General features: G+C 35.0%; 20 protein-coding genes. 9 read left to right on the top strand and 11 right to left on the bottom strand.

Annotation, left to right across the window (positions count from 1 at the left end):
* Positions 1-199, bottom strand: a 199-nt coding sequence (locus MT391_RS10620) for a hypothetical protein (RefSeq protein WP_499497949.1), incomplete at its 3' end; no start/stop codon positions are given.
* Positions 200-661: 462 nt separating this feature from the next.
* On the opposite strand from MT391_RS10620, the gene ltrA reads away from it, so the two are divergent.
* Positions 662-2,002: a group II intron reverse transcriptase/maturase gene (ltrA, locus tag MT391_RS10615; protein ID WP_499497948.1), complete on the top strand. Its 1,341-nt coding sequence runs from the start codon at positions 662-664 to the stop codon at positions 2,000-2,002.
* 793 nt (positions 2,003-2,795) lie between these two features.
* Here the strand turns inward: ltrA and MT391_RS10610 are convergent.
* Positions 2,796-3,050, bottom strand: a complete 255-nt coding sequence (locus tag MT391_RS10610) for a hypothetical protein (RefSeq protein WP_499497946.1) — start codon at positions 3,048-3,050, stop codon at positions 2,796-2,798.
* Positions 3,034-3,765 carry an MBL fold metallo-hydrolase gene (locus MT391_RS10605; protein ID WP_499497945.1) on the bottom strand — a complete coding sequence of 244 codons (732 nt, stop codon included), beginning with the start codon at positions 3,763-3,765 and terminating at the stop codon, positions 3,034-3,036. The genes MT391_RS10610 and MT391_RS10605 overlap by 17 nt, the downstream gene beginning before the upstream one ends.
* Positions 3,766-4,825: 1,060 nt before the next feature.
* Between MT391_RS10605 and MT391_RS10600 the strand changes: the two genes are divergently transcribed.
* Positions 4,826-5,401, top strand: a complete 576-nt coding sequence (locus MT391_RS10600) for a porin family protein (RefSeq protein WP_499497944.1) — start codon at positions 4,826-4,828, stop codon at positions 5,399-5,401.
* A gap of 520 nt (positions 5,402-5,921) precedes the next feature.
* On the opposite strand, the gene MT391_RS10595 is transcribed toward MT391_RS10600, so the two are convergent.
* The 6 genes from MT391_RS10595 to MT391_RS10570 all read right to left on the bottom strand — a co-directional run bounded on the left by MT391_RS10595 (position 5,922) and on the right by MT391_RS10570 (position 13,133).
* The gene (locus tag MT391_RS10595; protein WP_499497942.1) at positions 5,922-6,536 is read right to left on the bottom strand and encodes a nucleotidyltransferase family protein; all 615 of its coding nucleotides are present in this window, start codon (positions 6,534-6,536) and stop codon (positions 5,922-5,924) included.
* A 256-nt stretch (positions 6,537-6,792) separates the two neighbouring features.
* Positions 6,793-7,284: a GNAT family N-acetyltransferase gene (locus MT391_RS10590; RefSeq protein ID WP_499497940.1), complete on the bottom strand. Its 492-nt coding sequence runs from the start codon at positions 7,282-7,284 to the stop codon at positions 6,793-6,795.
* Positions 7,285-7,606: 322 nt separating this feature from the next.
* Positions 7,607-8,533: a glutaminase gene (locus tag MT391_RS10585; protein ID WP_299663536.1), complete on the bottom strand. Its 927-nt coding sequence runs from the start codon at positions 8,531-8,533 to the stop codon at positions 7,607-7,609.
* A 406-nt stretch (positions 8,534-8,939) separates the two neighbouring features.
* Positions 8,940-10,097 (bottom strand): winged helix-turn-helix domain-containing protein, encoded by a 1,158-nt coding sequence (locus MT391_RS10580; RefSeq protein WP_499497939.1) that lies wholly within the window; start codon positions 10,095-10,097, stop codon positions 8,940-8,942.
* A 435-nt stretch (positions 10,098-10,532) separates the two neighbouring features.
* The gene (locus tag MT391_RS10575; RefSeq protein ID WP_166369477.1) at positions 10,533-10,781 is read right to left on the bottom strand and encodes a DUF3297 family protein; all 249 of its coding nucleotides are present in this window, start codon (positions 10,779-10,781) and stop codon (positions 10,533-10,535) included.
* Between the two features lie 303 nt (positions 10,782-11,084).
* The gene (locus MT391_RS10570; protein ID WP_499497938.1) at positions 11,085-13,133 is read right to left on the bottom strand and encodes a putative bifunctional diguanylate cyclase/phosphodiesterase; all 2,049 of its coding nucleotides are present in this window, start codon (positions 13,131-13,133) and stop codon (positions 11,085-11,087) included.
* Between the two features lie 729 nt (positions 13,134-13,862).
* Between MT391_RS10570 and MT391_RS10565 the strand changes: the two genes are divergently transcribed.
* The 3 genes from MT391_RS10565 (at position 13,863) to MT391_RS10555 (ending at position 16,408) form a co-directional block, all read left to right on the top strand.
* Positions 13,863-14,708 carry an ADP-ribosylglycohydrolase family protein gene (locus tag MT391_RS10565; protein WP_499440356.1) on the top strand — a complete coding sequence of 282 codons (846 nt, stop codon included), beginning with the start codon at positions 13,863-13,865 and terminating at the stop codon, positions 14,706-14,708.
* 349 nt (positions 14,709-15,057) lie between these two features.
* The gene (locus tag MT391_RS10560; RefSeq protein WP_499497936.1) at positions 15,058-16,008 is read left to right on the top strand and encodes a DUF808 domain-containing protein; all 951 of its coding nucleotides are present in this window, start codon (positions 15,058-15,060) and stop codon (positions 16,006-16,008) included.
* Between the two features lie 10 nt (positions 16,009-16,018).
* A complete protein-coding gene (locus MT391_RS10555) occupies positions 16,019-16,408 on the top strand; it encodes a hypothetical protein (protein WP_499497934.1) in 390 nt (129 codons plus the stop codon).
* A 138-nt stretch (positions 16,409-16,546) separates the two neighbouring features.
* Here MT391_RS10555 and MT391_RS10550 read toward each other — a convergent pair whose 3' ends face one another.
* On the bottom strand, positions 16,547-17,629 hold the full coding sequence (locus MT391_RS10550; protein ID WP_499497933.1) for an alpha/beta hydrolase: 1,083 nt from the start codon (positions 17,627-17,629) through the stop codon (positions 16,547-16,549).
* A gap of 472 nt (positions 17,630-18,101) precedes the next feature.
* On the opposite strand from MT391_RS10550, the gene MT391_RS10545 reads away from it, so the two are divergent.
* The 3 genes from MT391_RS10545 to MT391_RS10535 all read left to right on the top strand — a co-directional run bounded on the left by MT391_RS10545 (position 18,102) and on the right by MT391_RS10535 (position 21,891).
* The gene (locus tag MT391_RS10545) at positions 18,102-18,692 is read left to right on the top strand and encodes a TetR/AcrR family transcriptional regulator (RefSeq protein WP_499440351.1); all 591 of its coding nucleotides are present in this window, start codon (positions 18,102-18,104) and stop codon (positions 18,690-18,692) included.
* A gap of 436 nt (positions 18,693-19,128) precedes the next feature.
* On the top strand, positions 19,129-19,677 hold the full coding sequence (locus tag MT391_RS10540) for a carboxymuconolactone decarboxylase family protein (protein WP_166369463.1): 549 nt from the start codon (positions 19,129-19,131) through the stop codon (positions 19,675-19,677).
* A 486-nt stretch (positions 19,678-20,163) separates the two neighbouring features.
* Positions 20,164-21,891 (top strand): bifunctional metallophosphatase/5'-nucleotidase, encoded by a 1,728-nt coding sequence (locus MT391_RS10535; protein ID WP_499497932.1) that lies wholly within the window; start codon positions 20,164-20,166, stop codon positions 21,889-21,891.
* Positions 21,892-21,986: 95 nt separating this feature from the next.
* Here MT391_RS10535 and MT391_RS10530 read toward each other — a convergent pair whose 3' ends face one another.
* Positions 21,987-22,856, bottom strand: a complete 870-nt coding sequence (locus MT391_RS10530) for an ROK family protein (RefSeq protein WP_499497930.1) — start codon at positions 22,854-22,856, stop codon at positions 21,987-21,989.
* Positions 22,857-23,303: 447 nt separating this feature from the next.
* Between MT391_RS10530 and MT391_RS10525 the strand changes: the two genes are divergently transcribed.
* A complete protein-coding gene (locus MT391_RS10525; RefSeq protein WP_499497929.1) occupies positions 23,304-23,930 on the top strand; it encodes a response regulator in 627 nt (208 codons plus the stop codon).
* The last annotated feature ends 1 nt before the right edge of the window (position 23,931 follow it).

Below are 23,931 nucleotides of genomic sequence, written 5' to 3'. Positions count from 1 at the left end.
GACATAATTGAAAAAAGAGCGATAAACGCTCTTTTTGGAGAAATTCTACAGCCTCAACGCCCCAATAAGAGGCAAAAAATAGTTTGCTAAAATGTTGAGGCACGAAACAGCAAGCTGTTTTTTGTCCTGCTTGATTGGCTTGTGTACGCCCAGCATGGGCATGAACTAATGAGGTGAAAGTCCTCTGTAGGAAGATCACCGTTTAATCAATTAGATGATTAAACGCTAACTACTAGCGAATGGCAAGGGCTTATCCGTGAGGGTCGGTCTAGAGGAAGCCGCTAGCAAATTTGTGAGCTGATGAACAAGAACATCATATGAGGCGTAGGCTAGAGGTGAGTTGGCACAAGACAACGAAACCACGTGATCTAATGGCCACCGTAAATGATGCAGCAGTGCAAAGAAAGTACATGCTCTTATCTGGGGAGATCTGCTTAACACGCGATCGATAACTTAACCAGTCAGGCACTGGTCTATAACAGCCTTGGCTTTTCAGCATCATCAACTGAAAAGAGCTAAACCGATGAAAACCGATAGCACAGATTTAGGTAACTAAATCTGTGAGTAAGCAGAAGTCAGCAGACGGCATAGTAGCCAAACGCCCATCGTAATGGAGGGGACATGGTGAAGGCCTGAACATCTTAAACGAGGAGATACCATATTGAACTTGAACCACAAAACCTCACCATGTTGTGATAGTGACACTCAGCGTTCAGATATGAACCATACCTTAAATGAATATCCATTAATGACGTTAATGCTCAGTGACGACAATATGAAAGCGGCATGGAAACATGTTAAAGCCAATAAAGGTGCGCCAGGTATTGACGGAATGAGTTTCGAAGACGCTGAGCCATTTCTATTAGCTCATTGGCAAGGAATAAAAGCAAAACTGATGGAAGGACACTATTTTCCGCTTGCGGTAAGACGGGTCATTATCCCGAAACCAGATGGTGGAGAACGCTTATTGGGGATACCTGCGGTCATCGACAGGCTACTTCAGCAAGCGATGAATCAAGTGATCGCGCCTTACTTTGAACCAGTATTTTCGTCTCATAGCTACGGATATCGCGCGGGTAAAAGTGCACATCAAGCGGTAACACATGTACAAGATTGCATCTCGCAAGGGTACAAAACAGCCGTTGATATTGACCTCTCAAAGTTCTTTGATGAAGTTAATCATGACATGCTAATGAACCGCGTTGGTCGTAAAATCAAAGACAAGGCGTTAATGCAATTACTCGGTCGGTTTTTACGAGCAGGTATTGCAGAGGCAGAAACAGGTCTTTGGTTTCCATCCGATAAAGGCGTACCGCAAGGTGGGCCACTATCACCACTTCTTTCCAATATCATTTTGGATGAACTGGATAAAAAGCTAACACGAGAGCGACTACACTTTGCTCGATATGCAGACGACATCATGATTTTAGTGAAGTCCAAGTTTATCGGCAACAAGGTTAAAGTGGCGATATCGCACTACATCAGTAAACGTTTAAAATTGATTGTTAATGAAAAGAAAAGCCGTGTCGGGCCAGTATCTGGCTCGAAGTTTTTAGGCTTTGGCTTTTCTGGAGGTGGTTTACAGATCCATGCTAAGACTTTAAAAACATTTAAAGAGAAAGTGCGGATACTGACTAATCGAAACTGGGGAATTGCAATGGGAAAACAGATCCACAAACTCAATTTGTATTTACGAGGATGGGGGAATTATTTTCTAATTGCCAAGGGCTACCAATTAACGATTGAGCTCGACCATTGGATCCGTCGCCGCCTGCGAATGTGCTACTGGCGACAATGGCGAAAACCACGGACGAAAGTGAGATCATTGATCAAACTGGGTGTCAGTGAACGTTTAGCTATTTCCTGTGGGATCACCAGCAAAGGACCTTGTCGTAGTTCGAAAACCAAAGGGATCAATATAGCGATCAGTAATGCGTTTTTAGCCAGACAAGGTTTGATGTCATTAAAGGACTTGTGGATTAACATTCACTATTCATCATAAGATGAACCGCCCTGTGCGGAGCCGCATGCAGGGTGGTGTGGGGGCTGGAGGTTAGATACCTCCGGCTACCCGATTATGTTTATGCTGTAAATTGCGAACCAACATTCACAAAAATAAAACTTAAACGTTAGCCCAATTACTCTTTAGGCTTCTTGTACTTCTTTCTGCATGCTCGACACCAGCTTTGATTTGTAGCTGCATTTGGTTTTATGTTCCTGAAACCAAATATGGTGTCCATTTCTTGATAAGTGCCAGCGTTGCTAATAGAGCACTTCGGACAAGTATGCGGTAAATTGATTAATCCACTCATTTAACCTCCTAGTTAAATATAAAATATGCACATGTTTAATATGGGAGAGTTAATAAAACTCAACTGAACGATTTAAATAAACATAACAGCTTATTATACAGAAATATTCCATATTTCTGGTGGAAAGACGGAATATCTTAATTTGATAAAATTAATCGGACATTACACTTAAAAATTGATATATCAATGCATTACGGGAAATTATCAAATACTCGTCATGTAAATAGACAGAATAATTCCGCATTAACGACGGAAAGGCGGAATAGCAATAACTCTGTATATAAAACCACCACTTATTTACCATGAGGAAATAAAAATAAAATCTTCATTTTAAGTGCCGCTGCTGAAAAATCAGTTTAAACTTTTATGCAGGAAAACCATTTTTTGCATAAAATTGCTATGCACTTCAAGGTTGAATCTGCCTAAATATTATTACGGGTAAATACTTTATCCTTTAGGGATGCACTAGTAGTAAAATAGTGATTAATTTATATTTTCTCTCGCGTGTTCTTTAAAAGCGCTTACGACTATATTCGCCTTCTTCATGACTCTAGTGTGTTCTTTTCTATCGGTTTCTAAAGTGTAAGCATTGTCGTTAACTGCGAAAAATGATTCATCTATATTAGTAACGTCCGCAAAACCATCTTCATTGATCACGTGTATATATAGTAGAGAGCCTCGTTCGGCTTGTCCAACACCTATCTTGTTTGTTATGCGAAACTTAGCGATATCGCCCAATTTCACTCCCCACTAAATCAATTAGTCCCTTTCCAGAAAAAGGTTCAAAGTGACCACCAAATATAGTTGATACCGGATATTGACAAAGACGTTTCAAACCGTCTTCATAAGACTGAACATCTTTAGGTCGAAAATCATTTAGATATGGGTCGACAAACAAAGTTTCGCCGCCAAATAAGTAGCCAGTTTTCTCTTCCCAAAATACTAAACTTCCCGGAGTGCGTCCTGGAATGTGAAGAACTTCGATACTCCGATTACCCAAATCGAAGATGAAGCCGTCGCTAAGTAAGTCAGTGGGTATTGTACTTATAGGATGATATTCCCCTAATTTGAACTCTTTGTTTGGCAACGCGGAAAATACAGAAAATTGAATAAAATTGGCTGCGCCCATGTCGTTTGTGGAATCAGAAATAACAGCGGCATCAAGGGGGTGACTGCATCGCCGGTCGAAATAGTGAAGACCTCCTGCATGATCATAATAATGGCAAGATGAGGCCGCTATTAATGGTGTATTCGTAATCGATTCAATTATTGGAATAGGAGATACGATCCCCGTTCCGGTATCGACAATCAAGCTGGCTTCAGAGCCCTTAATCACCCAAATATTACCTGACCAGTAAGGGTCGATATATTTTTCAGAAATTCTAGTGACGTTGTTTGGATATGACTTGGTCTCATACCACTCATTCACGATGGGGAGATTGAAGTTAGACATTTCTACTCGTTGCCGGTGGTCAGGAATTATTCGCATAACAATTTATTATCCATAATTAATATTTTTGGTGGAAACACGGCATATTTTAATTTGACAAAATTAATTGAAGATTATATTTAAAAATTTTTAAATCAATGTATTACAGGGAATTATCAAATACTCGTCATGTAAATAGACAGAGTAATTAAGCATTGTCGGTGGAAATTCAGAATAACAACGACTCTGTATATAAAACCACTTATATACCATGAGGAAATAAAAATAAAATCTTCATTTTAAGTGCCGTTGCTGAAAAATCAGTTTAAAATTTTATGCAGGAAAACCATTTTTTACATAAAATTGCTATGCACTTCAAGGTTGTATCTGCCTTATCTTAAATGACAGGATATTTTTTATATGATTTTAACTACATGCTATTAATAAAATAGTATTAATCTAACTACCCTTCTATTTTAAAAAACTTTAGCGACTGTTCTGTTAAACCTTCTGATGTATTAAGCGAAAAAATAGAGAGTTTAAATATTTGGACATTAGGATCACAACCTATTGTTTTAACATCTTGTTATACCATTCATATGGTAATTACACAGTTAAAAATGATTTAATATTTTGATTACTCAGAACTATATTCAATGACGTATTAGTCAACTCGATATTTTTGATTAGTTCTCCCAATAAAGGCATGGTAATCGGCAACGACGCATTTAAAGGCCAAATAGAAAACTAACGGGTAAAGTATGCATCCAAAGAAAATGTGGATGCCCTTTTAAAGCATAAGGTAATAAAATTAAGTTTACTCTGCCCCCGCTTACCCTTTGAAAATATTACAATTTAATCAGAAAAAATTACAGTTTTACTGTTATCACAGTCTTATTGAGCGGATAAAAAAAGTAATGCATATATATTGTTCTCCAACATTCACTAACAAAAAAATAAACGTAACCCATTGATATTAAATTAAATATCAAAATCAGATAAACAGCTCTTTGTTACTTTTATAATGTTGGCACCCATTTTGTAACTAGTTAAATGAATTCACGTAATTAACTAGGAGTATCTTATGAAAAATACGATTATTACTTTAGCTGGACTTATCTCGTTAGCCTCTGTTAGTACTTTATCTCACGCTGATGACTTCAAGAAAGACGTAGCAGAAAATGGCATTTATGTCGGCGGTAATTATGGTTACCTAAAAGTAGATGGTGAAGATGACTTTGACGACGACAATGATGTTCTCCAAGGCATAATCGGTTATCGCTTCAACAACTACTTAGCCCTAGAGGGTAGCTATATTGATTTTGGTAGTTACGGCAACAACTTATCTAGCGCTGAAACAGATGGTTATACCGCAGGCTTAAAGGTGATATTGCCTATTGCTGATCGAGTAGAGTTGTATGCTAAAGGTGGTCAGTTATGGTATTCCACAGACTATGACGTGGTCGGATTTTCTGGCAATGAAGATGATGAAGGTGTGTTTGCTGGTGCCGGTGTAGCGTTTAAAGTAACAGAGCGTTTTTTAATTAATGCCGAGTACACTTGGTATGATGCAGAAATTAATTTGGATAATGTATCTAACGGTTCCGATACAGAAACAGACTTTAAGCAGGCTAGTATCGGTGTTGAATATCGTTTCTAGTGATAAGTAGAGTGCTTAAATTAACGATTTAAAAGTAAAGTCCAAAGGGTGTAATACAGATTATATACACCCTGACCAGAATAAACCTCGCTTGCCCAAACCTAATTAATCATCTGTATCCGAGTAACGTTTTTGAATATTTTCCTCAACCAGATAAATCTTAATATTAAACTCTTAGCATTAAGTTTTACTTTTGAATTGTAATATATTCTAAACATTCACTTACTGCAGTTACTTAATTTTTTGAATGAAAAAATTATTAATACACTTCATCAACCTTATTGCTGTCGGATATTGTTAAATGGTAAATGGTAAATGGTTAGTTAGTTGTATACGCTTTATATTTTAATACTGTTCGAATATTTTTATTTATTAAACTTGGCTTAAGATTATTTTATTTCACTATTGGCAAAATAACCTCATAACCAAAATTAATTTTATCGTTAATTTAAATAGCGGGTATTTTGCTTTTAATGAACTTATTTCCTTTCCCCAGTTTAATATTACAAATAATATACCTTTATTTATTCATCACAAAAGCAGCCAATTGCTTTAGTTTTTCGATATTTTGTGGTTCTTCATAAGTGCTTTTGAAAAGCTCCAAGGCAATTAAATCATTCTCTTTAAGCCATGAAAAACTATGCTTAGGCCCTAAATACCACATATCACGCAATAGAAAGTATGTTTGTAAAAGATCAGACTGCAGTCGTACCTTTCTGAAATTCCCTTCAAGGTCACCTTTATCTGATTGTTGTAAATTTTTATTACCTAACTCTACGATATTCATTTTATTATCACGGCTTAAAGGTATTGGCCCTTTTTTATATGCCTTAGCGACTTTACTTAATAATTTTTTGCCTAATCCCAGTTTATCAACAGCACAATAGGCATTATTGAGCTTTATAAAATCATTAATATTATTCATCGAAGTTGTTGGATATATCCATGCATCTATAAAAATTCCATTAACATTTCTAGTGTCCTCGAACTCTAAAGTTGAATCTAGAAAACAAACAAGATCAACATCACTTTCTGCAGTAGCATCACCCCTAGCTCTTGAGCCATAAATGATTATGGTGTGAGGGTTATACTTTTCAATCATTGTATTTATTGAAAACTCTGTTTCTATATCCATCAAGCCCACTTTATTTCTCCTAAATGGCACTTATGCGGCAACATATAACGAGGCAGTAAAAATTCTTATTTTCAGCCTAGTTATTTTAATAACCACCGATATTAATTCATATTTCCTTTAAATTCAATAAGTTACTAAAGCGTGAGTAACTTATTGATTACATTGGTTCATAAGCAACTTTACTGGATTATTAAATCGAGATTTATAAATATCAGAACTTAGCCCTTACATTAACTTCTCATGTTTATCGTGTGTCTTATAATGCAAGAGACATTTCGTGCCAACTAAGACCACCATGATCTGAATCTGATTCCCCTAAATGAATAAAACCATATTTAGCGTACATGTTTATCAGTTCGGTTTGGCATATTAAATAGATTTCAGTTTTTTCCATTGCCTGCATTGCATTTATAAAGTTTCTCATTAGTAAACTAGTAAAGCTTTTACCCTGATAATTTGGGTGAATGACAACTGACATTATTACAATGTGTTTGCCATCGGGGTCATGGCCAATTAATTCCTTGAACTCTTCATCGGACAACTCAACTTTATGTGTTGCACCAGAATTAATGAAGCCAATAATTTCTTTTTCATTTTCTAAAATAATAAAACCTTCTGGGTAGGTTTGAATTCTTTTTAAGATTTTTTCTTTTGTAGCTGCCTCTTCACCAGCGTAAGCATCCTTTTCGATTTCAAAGCATCGATCTAAGTCAGAGACCTTTGCACTACGAATAATTAGTTCGGACATTTAAAACTATACTCCCAAATTGCCGTTTAAATAGATTGCTGAATAACACATCTTCAACCTACTTCTTTCATTTATTCAGTCAAATAACAACTGACAATAATTTATATTTATTTTAGATTCAATCAGTTATTCTATTTTTATTCACTGCTTGATTAAATTGCTCCACCGTGAGATCCAGTATCACATTAACTTTCTTTTAATTAAGTTTTTCTGAACGCCTGAACGTTCAATTTAAATTACATAAAACAGCTAATATTCACATAATTTTTCTTATCATTGTTACCAATTCATTTGAAATAGCAGTTTTCATTACTAACGTAAATTAAAATATAGAGCATTTTGTTTTGGTAGTGAGTGCTTCAAGCACTTTCATCCCTTTATAAGAATTACCTTTGGCATTTAACTTTGGGCTCCATACTGCAATACAAAATTTACCAGGGTGTATGGCTACAATGCCACCACCGACACCACTTTTACCAGGTAAACCGACTCTAAAAGCGAACTCACCAGCTTCGTCATAAAATCCGCACGTCAACATCACTGAATTTATCCGTTTTGTTCTAGTAAGGCTAATAACCCTTTCATTTATAATAGGATTCATACCACCAGAAGCAAGAAACATAAAAGCGTTAGTCAATTCTTTACAGGTCATTTCGATTGAGCAAAGGTAGAAATAAAGGTCTAAAACAATATCTACGTCGTTATGAATATTACCGAAATCTTTCATTAAATTGACGAGTGCATAATTACGATAACCACACTTTTTCTCTGACTCTGCTACTTTTGAAGAATAGTTAATACTATCAATACCTGATATTTTTCGAATAAACGCAAGTAAATCTTTCTTTGGGTCATCCAAACAAGTAACCAGAATATCACAAATAACAATTGCGCCAGCATTGATGAATGGGTTTCGCGGGATGCCCTTTTCATATTCTAGCTGCACCAAAGAATTAAAAGGAGAACCCGACGGTTCAACACCCACTCGATTCCAAAGATCTCCGCCCATAATTTTCAAGGCTAATGTCAGTGATAATACTTTTGCCACACTTTGAATTGAAAATGGTTCGTCAGCATCACCAAATGCATAGTGTTGGTTATCAACAGTAGTAAGGTGAACTCCCAACTTAGTTGGATCGACCTTACCTAATTCAGGTATATAGTTTGCGATCGCACCAAGGTCATCAACCTCTTTGAATTCAGATGCAATTTCAGAAAAAATATGATGGTAATCGATAGTATTAATCATTTATGCATTGCTCCAATATATAATATTGAGTAGCCGTTAGGCGTGTTATGAAATTGAACTTTTAGTTATTAGCAAATAACAACTATTTGAGCAACTAATACTACAGCAGTAATGAATTCACCGTCGCCACATTAAAAGGTTTGCTCGTTAGCTGTTAAATTATTTTTATAATTATATTTAATATTAATCACCGCCTTTGTCCCTCTTTTAAAGGTTGTGCTTTTTAACACTCTCGAGACAATAAGAGTATCCATTCACAAGCTTCTTGATTTGATTACCTTAACCAGTTCGTAATTTCATAATAGAATTAATAAACAGCCATTAAATTCTGAACACCGACTGGATTTCTTTGGTTGATACTGTTTTAAAAAAAGCTACGGCAATTAAGCTTAGCTTTGAATCTCATTTATGGTGTATTCGATACTTTGTTGACGGCATAACCTTGGCATCCATTAAATTTAGCAAAACTGATTAGTTCTATATCAAGTGCTTCAAAAAATGCTTCTTGGTTTTTTAATTTTGGTTCTAAATGTAAATGGTTAATGTTGAGTACTTTTTCTTTTTTATCTACTCTGCAATCGGCGCGAGCAACTAAATTTCCATCCCATAAAATAGGCAAACAAAAATAGCCAAATTGACGTTTAGCCTCTGGTACATAGCACTCTAATAAATAATCAAATTCAAAAATAGCACGGGCTCTTTTTCGTTGTATGAGTAGATTATCGAACGGCGAAACAATCTTAGCCTGCTTTTTATTGAGCCTATCATTGAGTAAATTTAAAGCACTATCAAATGTAAAATAAGGCGTTTTATTAATAAGTATGCGCTCTATTGTCTTCGACTCTACTAACTCATTAAGTGCTTGGGTTATTTGTGCTTTACTATTTTTTAGTAAGTAAGTTATTTCACTTAATGTGCCAAATCCATGTGCTTTTAGATAATTTAAGACTAAAAACTGCCCATGTTCTTCATTGGTTGGGATTGAAGTATTTATTGTATTAGGGAGTACTCGCGATGTTAAATCGTACACCTTATGAAAATTTTTACGCTCGGTGATCATTAAATCCCCCTGCATAAATAACATTTCTAACGCTTGTTTTGTTGGCTTTGCTCCCCAGCCATTACTTTTAATATTATGCGATGCAAAGTCTTTCGCCATCAATGGGCCTTCGCTCTCTATTCGCGTAAGGACATGATTCATCATTTTTTTATCTTTGGTGAACCAGTGTTTTTGTTCACCTCGTTTTAGGGCTGCTTTTCGTGGCAAAGTAAATCGATAATTTTGCATGGGTAAATAGGCTGCTGCATGCGACCAGTATTCAAATACGTCTTTATTTGCCACCAGTTGATCTAAATGATCGATGTTGTAATGAGGATTGCGGCTAAAAAGCGTGTGGTGATGTGCACGTTGCACCACTGAAATTGTATCTATTTGCACATAACCAAGCTGATTAAACACAGCTAATGTTTTATCTAGCTTATTACCCGTCTTTGAAACTTTTGAAAGTAAACCTTGAGAAAGTAATGATAGTTTTTTAGCTTGAGATAAAGAGAGTGATTTCATAAATTTTTATTTAGATGTTTATTTACAAGAGCATTTAAGAGAGTAACTGAAAGTATCTAAAAAAGCGGTTAAGAGAATAAATAATTATTAATTTATAAAAACACTATTGCTTACTTGCTTATAGTGGTAAAGCTTTTAGGTAAGTAACTTTATTAATCAGTGAACAAATGAATTATACAAATATGAACGCTGTGTTGTTGTGTAGAAAGATGTAACTTACACATAAAAATAAACTTATATTCAATTTTTGGTCTTTCTAAAAAACATACAGAAAAGATTTAACTACAGATGAAGATTACCTTTTTGCACAGTAGGTATTACAAAAAGGTAATTTGAAGTTTAAACGCCCAAACGATTTTTATCGAAAGCCGCCTATTCATTGATTAATAGTAGGCTAACAAAAAGTCATTTAGCTACACATTTAATTTCAGCATTTTAACCATAAAAAGCTTCAACTGTGCCTTTTACTGTTTTCATTAGTGGGTGTCCACGACGGTCTAATGCTTTATGTGCAGGTACTTTTACCCATCCTTCGCTAATGCAGTATTCTTCAACATCGAAACGTTGTTTGCCGTTTAGTTTGATGCCAATTTCATGTTCAAAAATTTCTGCTACATGATGTGGACTGCGAGGATCAACTGATAGGCGATCTGGTAAAGCGGGTAAAGATTTAGTGTCGTTCATGATTAAGACCTTTGATAAGAAAAAATAAAACTGCGCAATTGTAGTCAATATAACGACCACGCTCAATACTTGTTATGATAAAAAACCATGTTACTTTACATTGCTATGGCGCTATTTCTAGATTCGTATAATAACTTGGTTACTTTATTGTAATTTAAACAGAATTAAACATGACATTAACAAAAACTTCATCTTAAAAGGCTTATTTTGTTTAGAGTACTATTCTAGTTAGCTTAATTAGTTACATAAGAAATGTATTTTACTATTTATTATTTATTATTTATTATTTACTATTCTGCCACTCTATTTTTTAGGGATAAACGGTTGTTGATTAGAATCGCTTAAAATATCCCTTAAATCCTTCCAAAGCAGAGGCTTACTGAATAAATATCCCTGAAGCATATCGCAGCCCTGCTCTAATAGGAATGCGTGTTGTTGATGGGTTTCAATCCCCTCTCCGACTGTCTTTAATTGATATGACTCTGCAATTGAAAGAATCGCTTTGATCATAGTTGATGTTGTTTTATCCGCTGAATTTAAGTTATCAATAAAGGTTTTATCTATTTTTAAACAGCTTACAGGGTAGTTAATCAATTGTGAAAATGCCGTATACCCTGTTCCAAAATCGTCCAATGTGAGATGAATACCTAGATTGTGTATCTCCTCTAGTGTTGAGACACTCATTAGATCTGCTTCAACCAAACAAGTTTCAGTTATTTCAAGTTCAATTGTTGTTGGATCTATTTGGTATAGAGACATTAGCTCAGTAAGTTGTTGTACAAAAATTGGATTATGTAACTCTACAGATGAGATATTGATACAAAATATTAAGGGATGTGATTGTAAAAACGTGGATTCTTTTGTTATTTGTTTAAACGTTGTCTCAATAACCCATAAATCGATACTTTTAATTAGATTATATTCTTCTGCTATAGGGATAAAAACATCGGGGCCAATCCCTAATAATTCATGAGTATTAGCCCTAATTAATACTTCGACACTGACTACTTTTAAACTTTTAGCATCCAATATAGGCATAAAGTTTAAATGAAATTGGTCGTGGATAATGGCATTTTTAATTTTTTCAGCCGTTTGTTTACGGAAAAATATATCTTGTGAAACTGTTTCGTTAAAGACTTTGAAACAATTCTTACCTTCTTTTTTTGCGTAATACATTGCTGAATCGGCCCTTGCTAATAAACCGTCAAATGTTTTTACATCTGCACTTAATTTAGCAATACCCAAACTAGCACGGGCATAAGTTTCATGTTCTTCGAGCGCAATTGGAGCATCCCAAACCCCAAGTAAATTTTTAGCAAAAGTTTTTATTTGCTGATCTTTTAAACCTATAACCACTAATGCAAATTCATCACCTGATAATCTTGCAAAGGTAAATTGAATACCTTCGATTGAATCTAAATAATTTTGTACATAATGTGAAAAACTAATTAATAACTGATCCCCTACTTGGTGGCCATAGGTATCATTGACTTTTTTAAAATCATCTAGATCCAAATAGAACATATGAAAACGTTGTCTAGCCATCCCCATGAATATTTTTTTATTGGTCCAGGCACTGATACCTTGACGATTATATAACCCAGTTAATGAATCGGTAATCGATATTCGTTGTAAAATATTACGTTGTAGCGTGACCAAAAAGATGATCGTGATTAACCAGATTAATAAAATTAATTTGAGTAAGTTCGCTTCTGAGATTAATTTTCCATATAAATCGATACGTTGGATTTCGATATTATAATCACCAATAACATTCATACTGTCAGTTAATATCTCTAAATAAGAAACATTGGTTAATTCAACTTGGCTATTGGTGAAGCCAATTTTGTATTGATCAACCCACCAATTATCAACTTGAAGAGCGTCGAAAGGAATGTCGACAGGAAGTTTATGTCTATTGGGATTATATGAAATACTGTTAAATTTTAATGACACCGAGTCTTCTAAATTGGAGTACTTGTCGTTAAAATTTCTAAATGAAATTTTTAATTTGGCATTATCAACGGGTGCGGTATATTTTATTGAAACTGAAATTCGGTTGTAGACACTCAAATCTAGACCATTATTTCTTATGCCATCAGTCAATGGTATCCCTACACCACAAAACTCATATCCATCAAGATTGGTTAACTTACACTGTAAAGATACTCCCGCATTATCTATAAAATGTGAATCGACATGCGCACTTTTCAACAGTAGTTTCACAGAATCGTTGCTTTTAATTAATAGAGGATACTTGGTATCAACAATCCCTAATCGGTGGGATAAAATTGCAACTATAGATAAACAAAATAATCCAATAATGACCTTTACATTAATATCTGCAAACACAGCGGATCCTTTTACTATTATGAAAGAATAAATAATAATGAAAACCTAAGTAACCGAGCCTAGATTTGTAAAATAAAAATGCCTTAACCAATTTCATGAAAATATGACAATTAATATACATGAGTTAAAGTGTCTTTAATATCATTGATATAGATATATGCTATTTACTGAGTAAAATTGATATTAATTTCTTCCTTCTCTTAAGAGGTATGCTCTACTACTTTATAAAAAGCCTGAATATTTTTATATGCCACCAAGTGCTACACAAAATAAACTAATAGATTAGGCCATAATGAAATGAGCCAACCAATGATGTTAAAGGGTATTTTTATCAAGGTAAGTTGATGAAGTATTCTTAATGAAGGTACTGTTGATCGAGGTAATGCTGATAATAGTGATGAAAAATGTTATTACAGACATTATTTACCAAAATTAAATAGGAAAATTTTATTCAAATAAAATGGTAATTTATTTGAAATTTGATGTAGCTAACAAGTCGCGACTAACTCTTATGCTGTTGTTATTATTCATGATATAAGTGTATCACTTATAAGTTATATTATTGATGCACCACAATTTTGCCTATAGTCCCCGAATATTTTGTTTGTTAAACAATTTTTTTGAAATGATTAACCGTAAATTCCTGTTTTACGGTTAATCATATAGTCTTCCAACAATACTGGTTGTTGAATACAAGGGATATACGATGAATGGCCAAGGAAGGAAAAGATGTTATTAGTTATTGCAATGGCCGATGCTTATGGTGCCGGATTTGAATTTACTGAAACAGATTATATTGAAGAAAAACATTGTCTTACACAATATCATCAACCCTGGTTAGATAACCGGCCAGCTGGTTCTTATACCGATGACACGCAGATGACGCTCGCCATTTGTGAGCTAATGCTTAACGTACAAAACACGTGGAACGAACTGTTAGTTGCAGAGTATTTTTTAAAAGTATTTAAACGAGACCCTAGGCAAACATACTCAGATAACTTCTATCACTTTTTATTAAAAACAAAGACTGCCGATGAATTTATTGACACTATCTATGCTGATAGTGTGCGTAATGGTTCTGCCATGCGTTCTGTACCATTGGGTTTAATAAAAGATAAAACCGAGATGCTGGAAAAAGCGCGTATTCAAGCGACTGTTACACACAACACTCACGAAGGGATAATAGCCTCTCAAGCCGTGGCGTTAGCTGTTTATTATTTCGTTAACAAACTAGGTAGTAAACAGGGTTTATTTGAGTATGTCTGTTTACAGACCAATGAGTTCTTTATTGAAGATAAAGTCGATCGAACGGAATGTGATGCCATTGATACTATTGATGCTGTATTAACCGTTTTATCTCAATCGAGCTCCCTTTCAGAAGTATTAGATAGAGCAATCATGTTGGGAGGAGATACTGATAGTGTTGCTTCTATTGCTTGTGGTATTGCATTTTTCAGTGATGAGTATGATAAAGATTTACCTGAATTTCTGTCACGAGATCTTGAAAATGGCCCGTTTGGTAAAGATTATTTAATACAATTAAACCATCAACTTTTATCACGTTATTTACCTTAAGTAATATCATTCCGAAAACTAAAGCTAAAAACAATAGCCAATACAATCTAAGGTTTAAAACGACAGTTGTGCGCAACTTATGATTAAAATCTAGGCATTACAACTACCTTTTCGCTTTAAAGAGAAGAGACAAAACATCAATGTAAACCAAAGTTTAATTTCGATGTCTACTTGACCATAGGTATTGATTTATACCTTTTTCACTCAATTAACTTTTAAAAATCATAAAGATAACACTGAGCCTTTGAGCGTTACTGTTATATAGTGACGGGTCGGCTTAAATAATTGTCTAGCTGACTCTACTCAAATAAGTTTTTGTATTTATTGCTTTACATAAAAAAGGATAACGATGGCTGGATTAAGTTTATTAGCGTTACTAGACGATATTGTTGCAGTACTGGACGATGTTGCATTAATGAGTAAAGTCGCGGCTAAAAAAACAGCAGGCGTTTTGGGCGATGATCTTGCTTTAAACGCACAACAGGTTTCAGGCGTAAAAGCCGATAGAGAGTTACCCGTAGTTTGGGCGGTTGCTAAAGGTTCTCTATTAAATAAAGCTATTATTGTACCAATTGCATTATTGCTCAGTGCTTTTTTCCCTTCAGCCATTACTTTTTTACTAGTCATTGGTGGATTATATTTATGTTTTGAAGGTTTTGAAAAAGTAGCGCATTCTTTGTTTACTCTTCATGAAAAACAAGAAATCAATCAGCAAATTAAACAACAACGTATCAAAGAAAATGCGGATAAAAATATCGACCTCGTGGCTTTAGAAAAAGATAAAATTAAAGGCGCGATTCGCACGGACTTTATTTTATCAGCTGAAATTGTAGTAATTGCATTAGGTACTATTGCCGATGCAGACATATTAACTCGCGTATTGGTGCTGATTGCTTTAGCCATTGGTTTAACTGTTTTTGTTTATGGTTTAGTGGCAGCGATCGTCAAACTTGATGACTTAGGCCTATATTTGCTTAAAGGTGCAAATACTGAAAATGAAAACACGTTAAAAACGATGCTAGGTAATTTTCTATTAGCTTTTGCCCCATTATTAATGAAATTTCTAGTCATTGTAGGTACCATCGCGATGTTTTTAGTCGGCGGTGGAATAATCGTTCATAACATCTATTTCATAGCAGAGTTTGTGCATTATATTGAACATTACTTTTTTACTCTTAGTTATCTCTTTGAATATATTGCCCCAACCATATTAACTGGGCTAGTCGGTATTGTTGCGGGTGGTGTATGTTTATTATTACTAACGTTAGCTTCAAAATTACTATTATTACCTAAAAAATAATGAGTCAATAATGAAAACCTTACGTTATTTTCACAAAGTGCCATTACGCGTTTTGCGTATCGAAAAACTCTCGCTTAGATTAAAAACTAGGCGTGCAATGATTAAACTAAAAATTGCTCTAGCACAGGAAAAACAAGAAACGATCTTGATGTTAACCACCTATAAAAATTATACACAAGGCCAAGCTAGCAAAGCAGAGATGAAAATGGCCAATGAGCAAATGGTCAATGTATTAAAAGGAATAGGCTTAGGCGTGTTTGCAGTTTTGCCTTTTGCCCCTATTACTATTCCTATGATCATAAAATTAGGCCGTTTAGTGGGTGTTGAGGTTCTGCCCAGTGCTTTTATTGGCAAGAAAGAAGTTGTTAAGAAAGAGATTAATAAGAAAGATAAAAAATAATAATTAGCAGAGATCTAGTGACACTTATTTCTAAAGTTCATATTTAAAACATTAAAAAGGCCAAATGAGTGGCCTTTTATATTTACAAAAAACTATGTAGAAAGTTATGCAGAAAGCTATACCTGATCAGATAGTCAATTATAACTTGTAGGTATTCATATCAACTTGGTAATCTAATAAGGGTTCAACGACTTTTCCGTTAAACATACCTTCAAAAATAACCTTAAGTGCATTGTTTTCATTGACCGACTCTCCCTTAAAATAAGTATGATCGGTGCCAATGCCGTTGACATCGGTAACGTCTATATACGCGGCATTGGGACTATTTAGTTTTTTCAGATACGCACCTAATCGCGCTTTTTGTTCTTTGCCCGGTTTGATACGTGATGCTCTCAGTGCAGAATCATTTTCATTAATAACAACATACACTCTTTTCCTTACATCAAGTTTTTCTACCCAATTAACATGATCTTTATTGTTAGTATCAGCAGCAACCAAGCAGATATTATCAAACACCAATCCAGAGGTTTCGTTTTCACTTGTTGAAAGCGTATGTTTTAGAACGTAATTCCCCATACTGTGGCAGAGTAAATTGATTGTAACGGAGCAGTCCGCTGCCATTAATTTGGTAAAAAGAGAAGCTTCCGCATTTGGGTTATCCGGATGTTTGTTAAATGCCTCTTTTTGACGTCTAAGTTGTAAAGAATGTGTCAGTAATAAATGTAGTTGTTGAATAATGCCAATGGTGCGATTAAGTGCACCAGCTGAAACTCGTGCATCAGATTTATCACTAAGATACGCGCCTGTTCCTGAAATAACACCTCCTCCATTTGCAGGCCAAGTAAATGGCACAACAATCACATTGTATAAAGATTCAATCTCATAGGCGGCTTTTAAAACATCCTCAACGTCATTGTTATAACCATGTACAAAAAATAAAATAGATTTTTGCTCTGTGCTAGCACGTTCAAAGAGTTCACAGGCGACTTCAAGACTCGCATACCAATCTTTATCAGTATCAATATCAAGGTGATATTTTGATTTTAGTTGTTTGACTTTACTGGCAGTTAGTTTGTCATCAAGCGGTTCTACTTTCCATCCGTTGTCTAATTTATCGACTCTAACTAAACGTAATTCATTAGGTCCTTTAACATTAGGGGATTTCCCAAAACATTTTAAACTGCTTGCTTTAGATAATTTACGATTAGTAATTAAGTACATAGCAATCTCCTTATGATTGTCTTTAATTAAACTAATATTTTGCAAACACCAAGAGCAGGCTCATATCTTCATTAAATAACTATTTTGACTATCGTCTACGCTTATAGTCACTGTTAGCATAATATGATTTTTCAACCTTTTTATAGCAACTCCGACGATCTACACATGCAACTTACGGATCACTGTCTGCACTGAAAACTTACACCTATCAACCATCAAGTACAGGTTACTAGGTCACATATAAATAATTAATAAGTGACTTTATATATACATTTAACGTTTTCACTTCAAAACAATACTTAAATAGGTAGAAAATATGATTAGCTAAAGTGCAGTTATTGATTAAAATATAGAGTCATTTGAGTAAATTTAATTTAGTAGGTAAAAAGTAAATCATGAACAAAGAGCATGGCAAGATTAATTTGTTAATGTATAATGAACGAGTGTTCTATTATTAATTTAAGAAATCGATATGAGTAAAAATGCTAAGTTTGATCGTACAGAGGTCATTGAAAAAGCGACTAATTTGTACTGGGAAAAAGGTTACCATGGAACATCTATGCGTAACTTACAAACGGCTATTGACCTCCGCCCAGGTAGCATATACGCAACTTTTGGCAGTAAAGACAATTTATTCAAAGAAGCAATAAATCACTACGCTGCACAAACAGGTAACTTATTACAAGATTGTTTAGATCAATCTGCAACGCCATTAACAGGTCTAAAATTATTTCTTAAGAAACTTATTATAGATAATCTAGATGGTAAACCTAGTTGTATGTGCATGATTGTAAAGTCACTCTCTGAATTAACTGAAAGTGATAACAAAGAGCTTTTAGATGAAGTAAAAAAAATACTCTCTAATATAGAAAATAGACTGGCTGGCATTATTACAGATGCTATTGATGCCGATGAGTTAGACCAAAGCAAAGATGCAATGGAACTCGCAAGTTATCTGCAAGTACAAATCATCGGGTTAAGAACTTATGCTCGGTTAAACAATAACAAAGAAATAGTTAACAAGTTTATTGATCAAATATTTGTGGGTGCACCTTTCCATTAATATGCGCATGAACTTTTAAAGTTTATTAAAGCCTGTTTAGTAATTAAACGGGCTTTTTACACTACAGCACTTATTCTTTAAGTACTCCCAATACATTCAACTATATTTAACTATATCAACTACCTTAAATAATATTAAGATGCCTTAAACTACATTAGCGAACTAACCCCCACTGCATTTTACTTAAGCTCATAAATTAAACCCCAACGTATTTCTCTCGAACCAATTAGCATTTTTATACTTATTACAATATGGATGCGAATTAAAATGCAAATAAAACGATAAATAAGTATGTTTTTACCCCTTGATTTGAACGATTGTTCAGAATTAGGTTGAACAATCGTTCATGGGCGTTTATAGTAGTCTCACTTAAGAGAATGAACTTCTCATTAAAAACTAATTTCGATAATGATTAATCACTAGAGAGAGTAAAAGAATGAGCGAATTTAAAATCCATACAGTAGAAACGGCTCCAGCAGACAGTAAAGCAATTCTTGAAGGTGCAGTTAAACAAATGGGCGTTGTGCCTAATCTTTTTGGCACAATGGCTGAATCTCCAAATCTTTTAAAAGCCTACACTCAGCTTAATGAATTATTTACAAACACTTCTTTTAATGCAGAAGAGCTAACGGTTGTATGGCAAACAATCAATGTAGAACATGAATGTCATTACTGTGTTCCTGCACACACAGCAATCGCGCATTCAATGAAAGTAGATGCAGCCATTACAGACGCTTTACGTAATGACACTGCTTTGCCAACTGCAAAACTACAAGCATTAAAAGACTTCACATTAAGCATGGTACGTGACCGTGGTAATGTGCCAGCAGCTGCAATGGAAGCATTCTTCTCAGCAGGTTACGGTCAGCAACAAGTATTAGAAGTTATACTTGGTTTATCTCAAAAAGTGATCAGTAACTATGTCAACCATGTTGCAGAAACACCTGTCGATCCAATGTTTGAGTCATTTGCTTGGAAGAAGTAATTACAACGTTAACGGTTTGAAACTTAGCAAACTATTGCTTTAGTTTTAGGGTACTTGTTGTTATCAACAAGTACCCTTTTTTATAGCCAGCTATAAATGGGGATTTTATTAGACTCTAAATAATACCGTTACTTGCTGTTCACCAATATCGATACGATATCTACACTGTAAGTAAGTGGATAATAATTGGTTTTTCGCCCCCTCGCACTTAAACCAGTAACCCCCTCTACTTTAGTTAATATCCCCCTCATATAAAACACATCACGCATAAAAATTTACAATGTAAAACCCATGTCTATTTTGCCAATATAAGCTTAGTGCTACCTATTCAATTGATTAGTTTATTATTATTGGTAGAGTGTGATTTAATTAAATATAGGTTAAGCAAAAAACATACAGTAAAAACATATTAATAATATTGTCACGATTAATACGTTACTATCAAATGAAACAGTACTTAGATTTAAATTATAAAAATGAAGGTTTATGATAAAAAACAATAAGCCAGTGAGAATAACATTGGCACATATCAATGATACGCACTCTTACTTTGAACCCCAGGCATTGCAGTTACAACTTAATATCGATGGAAAAAAGCTTTCTCCCTATGTTAGTAATGGGGGCTTTTCGCGGATCGCGACACGGGTTAAACAACTTAAAGCTAACGCACTCGCACATGATCGAAATTTTCTATTTATGCATGCCGGTGATTGTTTTCAAGGCACATTGTATTTTTCTTTGTTTAAAGGCAAAGCAAATGCCGAAATGCTCAATGCATTAGGTATTGATATGATGACGATTGGCAACCATGAATTAGATATGGGTAACGAACCAGTTGCGACCTTTTTGGATCGGATCACGTTTCCGTTGTTAGCGGGTAACTGGGATTTGTCGAACGAATTAAACACTAAGTCTCATCGGTTAAATGGTCGTTCAAACTTACTCTCTTATCAACCTAAGGATAAGACTGCACAGTGGATCACGCGTATTGTAGATGGCGAGCCGATTGCAATATTTGGGCTTTCAATCGACAAGATGGCTGATATCGCAAATGTAGACTTAGACACACCCTTTGTTGATTCTTACCAAACAGCCATTAATACTATTAAATCAATTCAAGCAACGGGCATTAATAAAATAATATTATTAAGCCATCTAGGTTTTCAGGGTGATTGTGATTTAGCAGACAAAGTAGATGGTATTAGTTTAATAGTCGGAGGTCATACTCATGTTCTGCAGGGCGATTTAAGTGATTTAGGGTTTAAAAAAGAGTCTGAGTACGGTTTAAAAATTAATGATACTTATATTGTTCAAGCAGGATGCCATTCACAGGCGCTTGGCCATTGTGAAATTGACTTTGCCGCCGATGGTTCAGTAACTGCTTTTAATGGAAAAAATGAGTTATTAATAGGTCGCCGATTATGTATTGATAAAACCCTGTTAAGCACTCATGAGGATCAACTCTATAACAAAGCCAGCCTTTACCTTGCGCAACATAAAAATGTGGTCGTGTGTAAAAAAGATCTACAACTGCAAAGTTTGCTACTTGATAAATATATCCCCAGAGTCCGTGAGTTACAAAGTACCGTGATTGCAACCATCGCTGAGAATATGCGGCATATTCGTATACCAGATGTGCAAGGAGGAAGCGATATTGCGCCTCTTGTTGCAGAGTCATTTGTTCATATGATGAATCATAATGGGCATCAAGTTGATTTTGCAATCCATAATGCGGGTGGCGTAAGGTCATCTTTAAACAGCGGTAATATTTCAGTAGCAGATATTGCAGGTAAGTTGCTGCCTTTTGTTGTGCCTATTGGTGTTTATCGTATCAAGGGGAAATATATTGCGCAGGCTTTAGAGGGTGCAATTAATAATGCGACCAATAATGGTGTCATGGGAAGCGGGTCTGGAAGTTATCCTTATACTCATAACCTGAGTTTTCGCTATTATAATGAACGGCCTATGGGTCAACGTATTGCTAAACTGGTTATCTATACAAAAGCTAACGGTTGGCAACAGATTGACCATGAAAGCTTTTATTATGGCAGTTCTTCCGCTTATACCATGAAAGGTAAAGAAGGCTACGATGCATTGACTATGATGGAAGGTGAAGGAATTATTACTCAACATTCAATGGCAGACTGCTTTATCCATTTTATTAAAAATAGCACAAACAGTCTGCTCCTTAAGTCTGCAGCAAAAGAGCAGTAAAGAGCGGCAATAAAAAGAAGATTAACTCTCTTTACAATGCTTGATCAGCAATTTAAGGCATAATTATTTACAGGGCTAACTTCAGTCAAAAATATTTAAGCTTTAATTGCAAGTGCAATACCGCCGCATATACCAGCACTATCACCCAATAGTGGAGGTACTATATAGTGTTCAATATGCGTCAAAATTTCTGCTTTACTAACATAACCGTTCAACATTTCTTTTACTTTTTGTCTAATTAAAGGGAATAAATGGGCTTGCTTCATTACCCCTCCTCCCATAATTATCTTTTCTGGGGAGAGGATGAGAATATAATTAACCAGCGCTTGTGCTAAGTAATAAGCCTCCATTTCCCATGCTTGATGTTCAACGGATAATGTATTTGCTAACTCACCCCAACGCTTTTCTATAGCGGGTCCTGCAGCTAATCCCTCAAGACAATCACCATGAAATGGACAAGTACCTTGATAATTATCATCAGGATGTCTTCGCACAGAAATATGGCCCATTTCAGGATGTAATAAACCATGCACCCTGTTACCTTCAATCACCGCGCCAGCACCAATCCCTGTACCAACAGTAATGTACAATGAAGATGATAACCCTTTTGCGGCACCCCAATTTAACTCACCAAGCGCTGCACCATTAACGTCAGTATCGAAGCCGATGGGTAAATCAAAGTGTTGTTTCAATACGCCTATTAAGTTGTAGTCGCTCCAATTTGGCTTGGGTGTTTTTGTAATGTATCCATAGGTGGGTGAATCAAGGTTAGGGTCAATAGGACCAAAAGAACCAACACCTAATGCTTGAATAGGTTTATCTTCAAAAAAAGCGATAACTTGTGCAAGGGTCTCATCTGGAGTGGATGTTGGAATAGTTACTTTTTCTAAAATATTGCCTTGTTCAGTGCCTATTGCACAAACAAATTTTGTACCACCTGCTTCTATTGCACCAAATAACTTCATGGCAACCTCTTCTGTTATGTATCAATTTAATTTCTATTTAGCTTGTCTTTGTTTTTACTTTTTATATTTAATGTTTTGTGAATATTGAAACACAGACGCTTTGGACAGTCATCTAACATTGCAGCTAAACTTGAGCCTTGCACTTATTCTTAGCATTGTAATCTGAGCAGAGTAACTATTCTGAGTTCTGCAACTATTATGAGCGCAATAACTTTGATTTTTTATGGCTAACAATAAAAAATTAGCATTAAAAATTTAATTTCTATGATGAAACATCACTTAACTAATCTGTAGTTAGGTTAAACTCTGAAAAAATAATATCAGTTACTATTCCTTAATTTACAACTGATTGCATTAACAAACTCCCGTGGTACTACAAGCTTAGGCTGGATCAATAATCTTGCAGTAGCCTACACACTTTAGATGTTTTTATTACAAGGGTTTTAGATGATTTCCGTCGCGTTAGTTGATGATCATATTATGGTACGTTCTGGCTTTGCCCAATTATTGAGTGTTGAACCAGATATACAAGTACATAGCCAATATGGTTGTGCTTTAGATGCTTACCAAGCACTCGCGAGTACTACATTAGATGTTGCTGTTATTGATATTTCAATGCCCGACGAAAGTGGCCTAGTGCTATTGGGTAAGTTACGCAAAGTACAACCAAATTTTAAAGCCATTATTTTATCTATTTATGACTCAGCTTCCTTTGTTAGCCAAGCTATTGAAGCTGGTGCCAGCGGATATTTATCGAAACGTTGTGGACCAGGAGAATTAGTTGCGGCGATCCGAACCGTGGCTAAAGGTGATCGTTATTTATGCGCGGATGCATTATTTAACTTAAGTAATGCCGCAGCAACACCATCACCATTGAATGCGTTAACAAAGCGTGAAACAGAAGTATTTAATCACCTGATTCAAGGTAAAGATGTAAAAAATATTGGAAATGAGCTTTTCATTAGCCACAAAACTATACACGTACATAGAGCGAATATTCTTAGTAAGCTAGACCTTCAAAATAATGTTGACCTAATTCGTTTTGCACTTCGGCATAAACTATTGGCAGAATAAG

Origin of the sequence: Vibrio sp. 1-Bac 57, assembly GCF_037546855.1 — a bacterium.
GTDB lineage: Bacteria > Pseudomonadota > Gammaproteobacteria > Enterobacterales > Psychromonadaceae > Psychromonas.
This window is presented reverse-complemented; position numbering and strand designations above follow the sequence as displayed.

Excerpts from the sequence above, each read along its gene's own strand:
- MT391_RS10535 (WP_499497932.1), top strand. The coding sequence starts at position 20,164 with ATGATAAAAAACAATAAGCCAGTGAGAATAACATTGGCACATATCAAT.
- MT391_RS10585 (WP_299663536.1), bottom strand. The coding sequence starts at position 8,533 with ATGATTAATACTATCGATTACCATCATATTTTTTCTGAAATTGCATCT.
- MT391_RS10555 (WP_499497934.1), top strand. The coding sequence starts at position 16,019 with ATGAAAACCTTACGTTATTTTCACAAAGTGCCATTACGCGTTTTGCGT.
- MT391_RS10525 (WP_499497929.1), top strand. The coding sequence starts at position 23,304 with ATGATTTCCGTCGCGTTAGTTGATGATCATATTATGGTACGTTCTGGC.
- MT391_RS10595 (WP_499497942.1), bottom strand. The coding sequence starts at position 6,536 with ATGGATATAGAAACAGAGTTTTCAATAAATACAATGATTGAAAAGTAT.
- MT391_RS10540 (WP_166369463.1), top strand. The coding sequence starts at position 19,129 with ATGAGCGAATTTAAAATCCATACAGTAGAAACGGCTCCAGCAGACAGT.
- MT391_RS10530 (WP_499497930.1), bottom strand. The coding sequence starts at position 22,856 with ATGAAGTTATTTGGTGCAATAGAAGCAGGTGGTACAAAATTTGTTTGT.
- MT391_RS10580 (WP_499497939.1), bottom strand. The coding sequence starts at position 10,097 with ATGAAATCACTCTCTTTATCTCAAGCTAAAAAACTATCATTACTTTCT.
- MT391_RS10600 (WP_499497944.1), top strand. The coding sequence starts at position 4,826 with ATGAAAAATACGATTATTACTTTAGCTGGACTTATCTCGTTAGCCTCT.
- MT391_RS10550 (WP_499497933.1), bottom strand. The coding sequence starts at position 17,629 with ATGTACTTAATTACTAATCGTAAATTATCTAAAGCAAGCAGTTTAAAA.
- MT391_RS10575 (WP_166369477.1), bottom strand. The coding sequence starts at position 10,781 with ATGAACGACACTAAATCTTTACCCGCTTTACCAGATCGCCTATCAGTT.
- MT391_RS10590 (WP_499497940.1), bottom strand. The coding sequence starts at position 7,284 with ATGTCCGAACTAATTATTCGTAGTGCAAAGGTCTCTGACTTAGATCGA.
- MT391_RS10560 (WP_499497936.1), top strand. The coding sequence starts at position 15,058 with ATGGCTGGATTAAGTTTATTAGCGTTACTAGACGATATTGTTGCAGTA.
- MT391_RS10545 (WP_499440351.1), top strand. The coding sequence starts at position 18,102 with ATGAGTAAAAATGCTAAGTTTGATCGTACAGAGGTCATTGAAAAAGCG.
- MT391_RS10565 (WP_499440356.1), top strand. The coding sequence starts at position 13,863 with ATGTTATTAGTTATTGCAATGGCCGATGCTTATGGTGCCGGATTTGAA.
- MT391_RS10605 (WP_499497945.1), bottom strand. The coding sequence starts at position 3,765 with ATGTCTAACTTCAATCTCCCCATCGTGAATGAGTGGTATGAGACCAAG.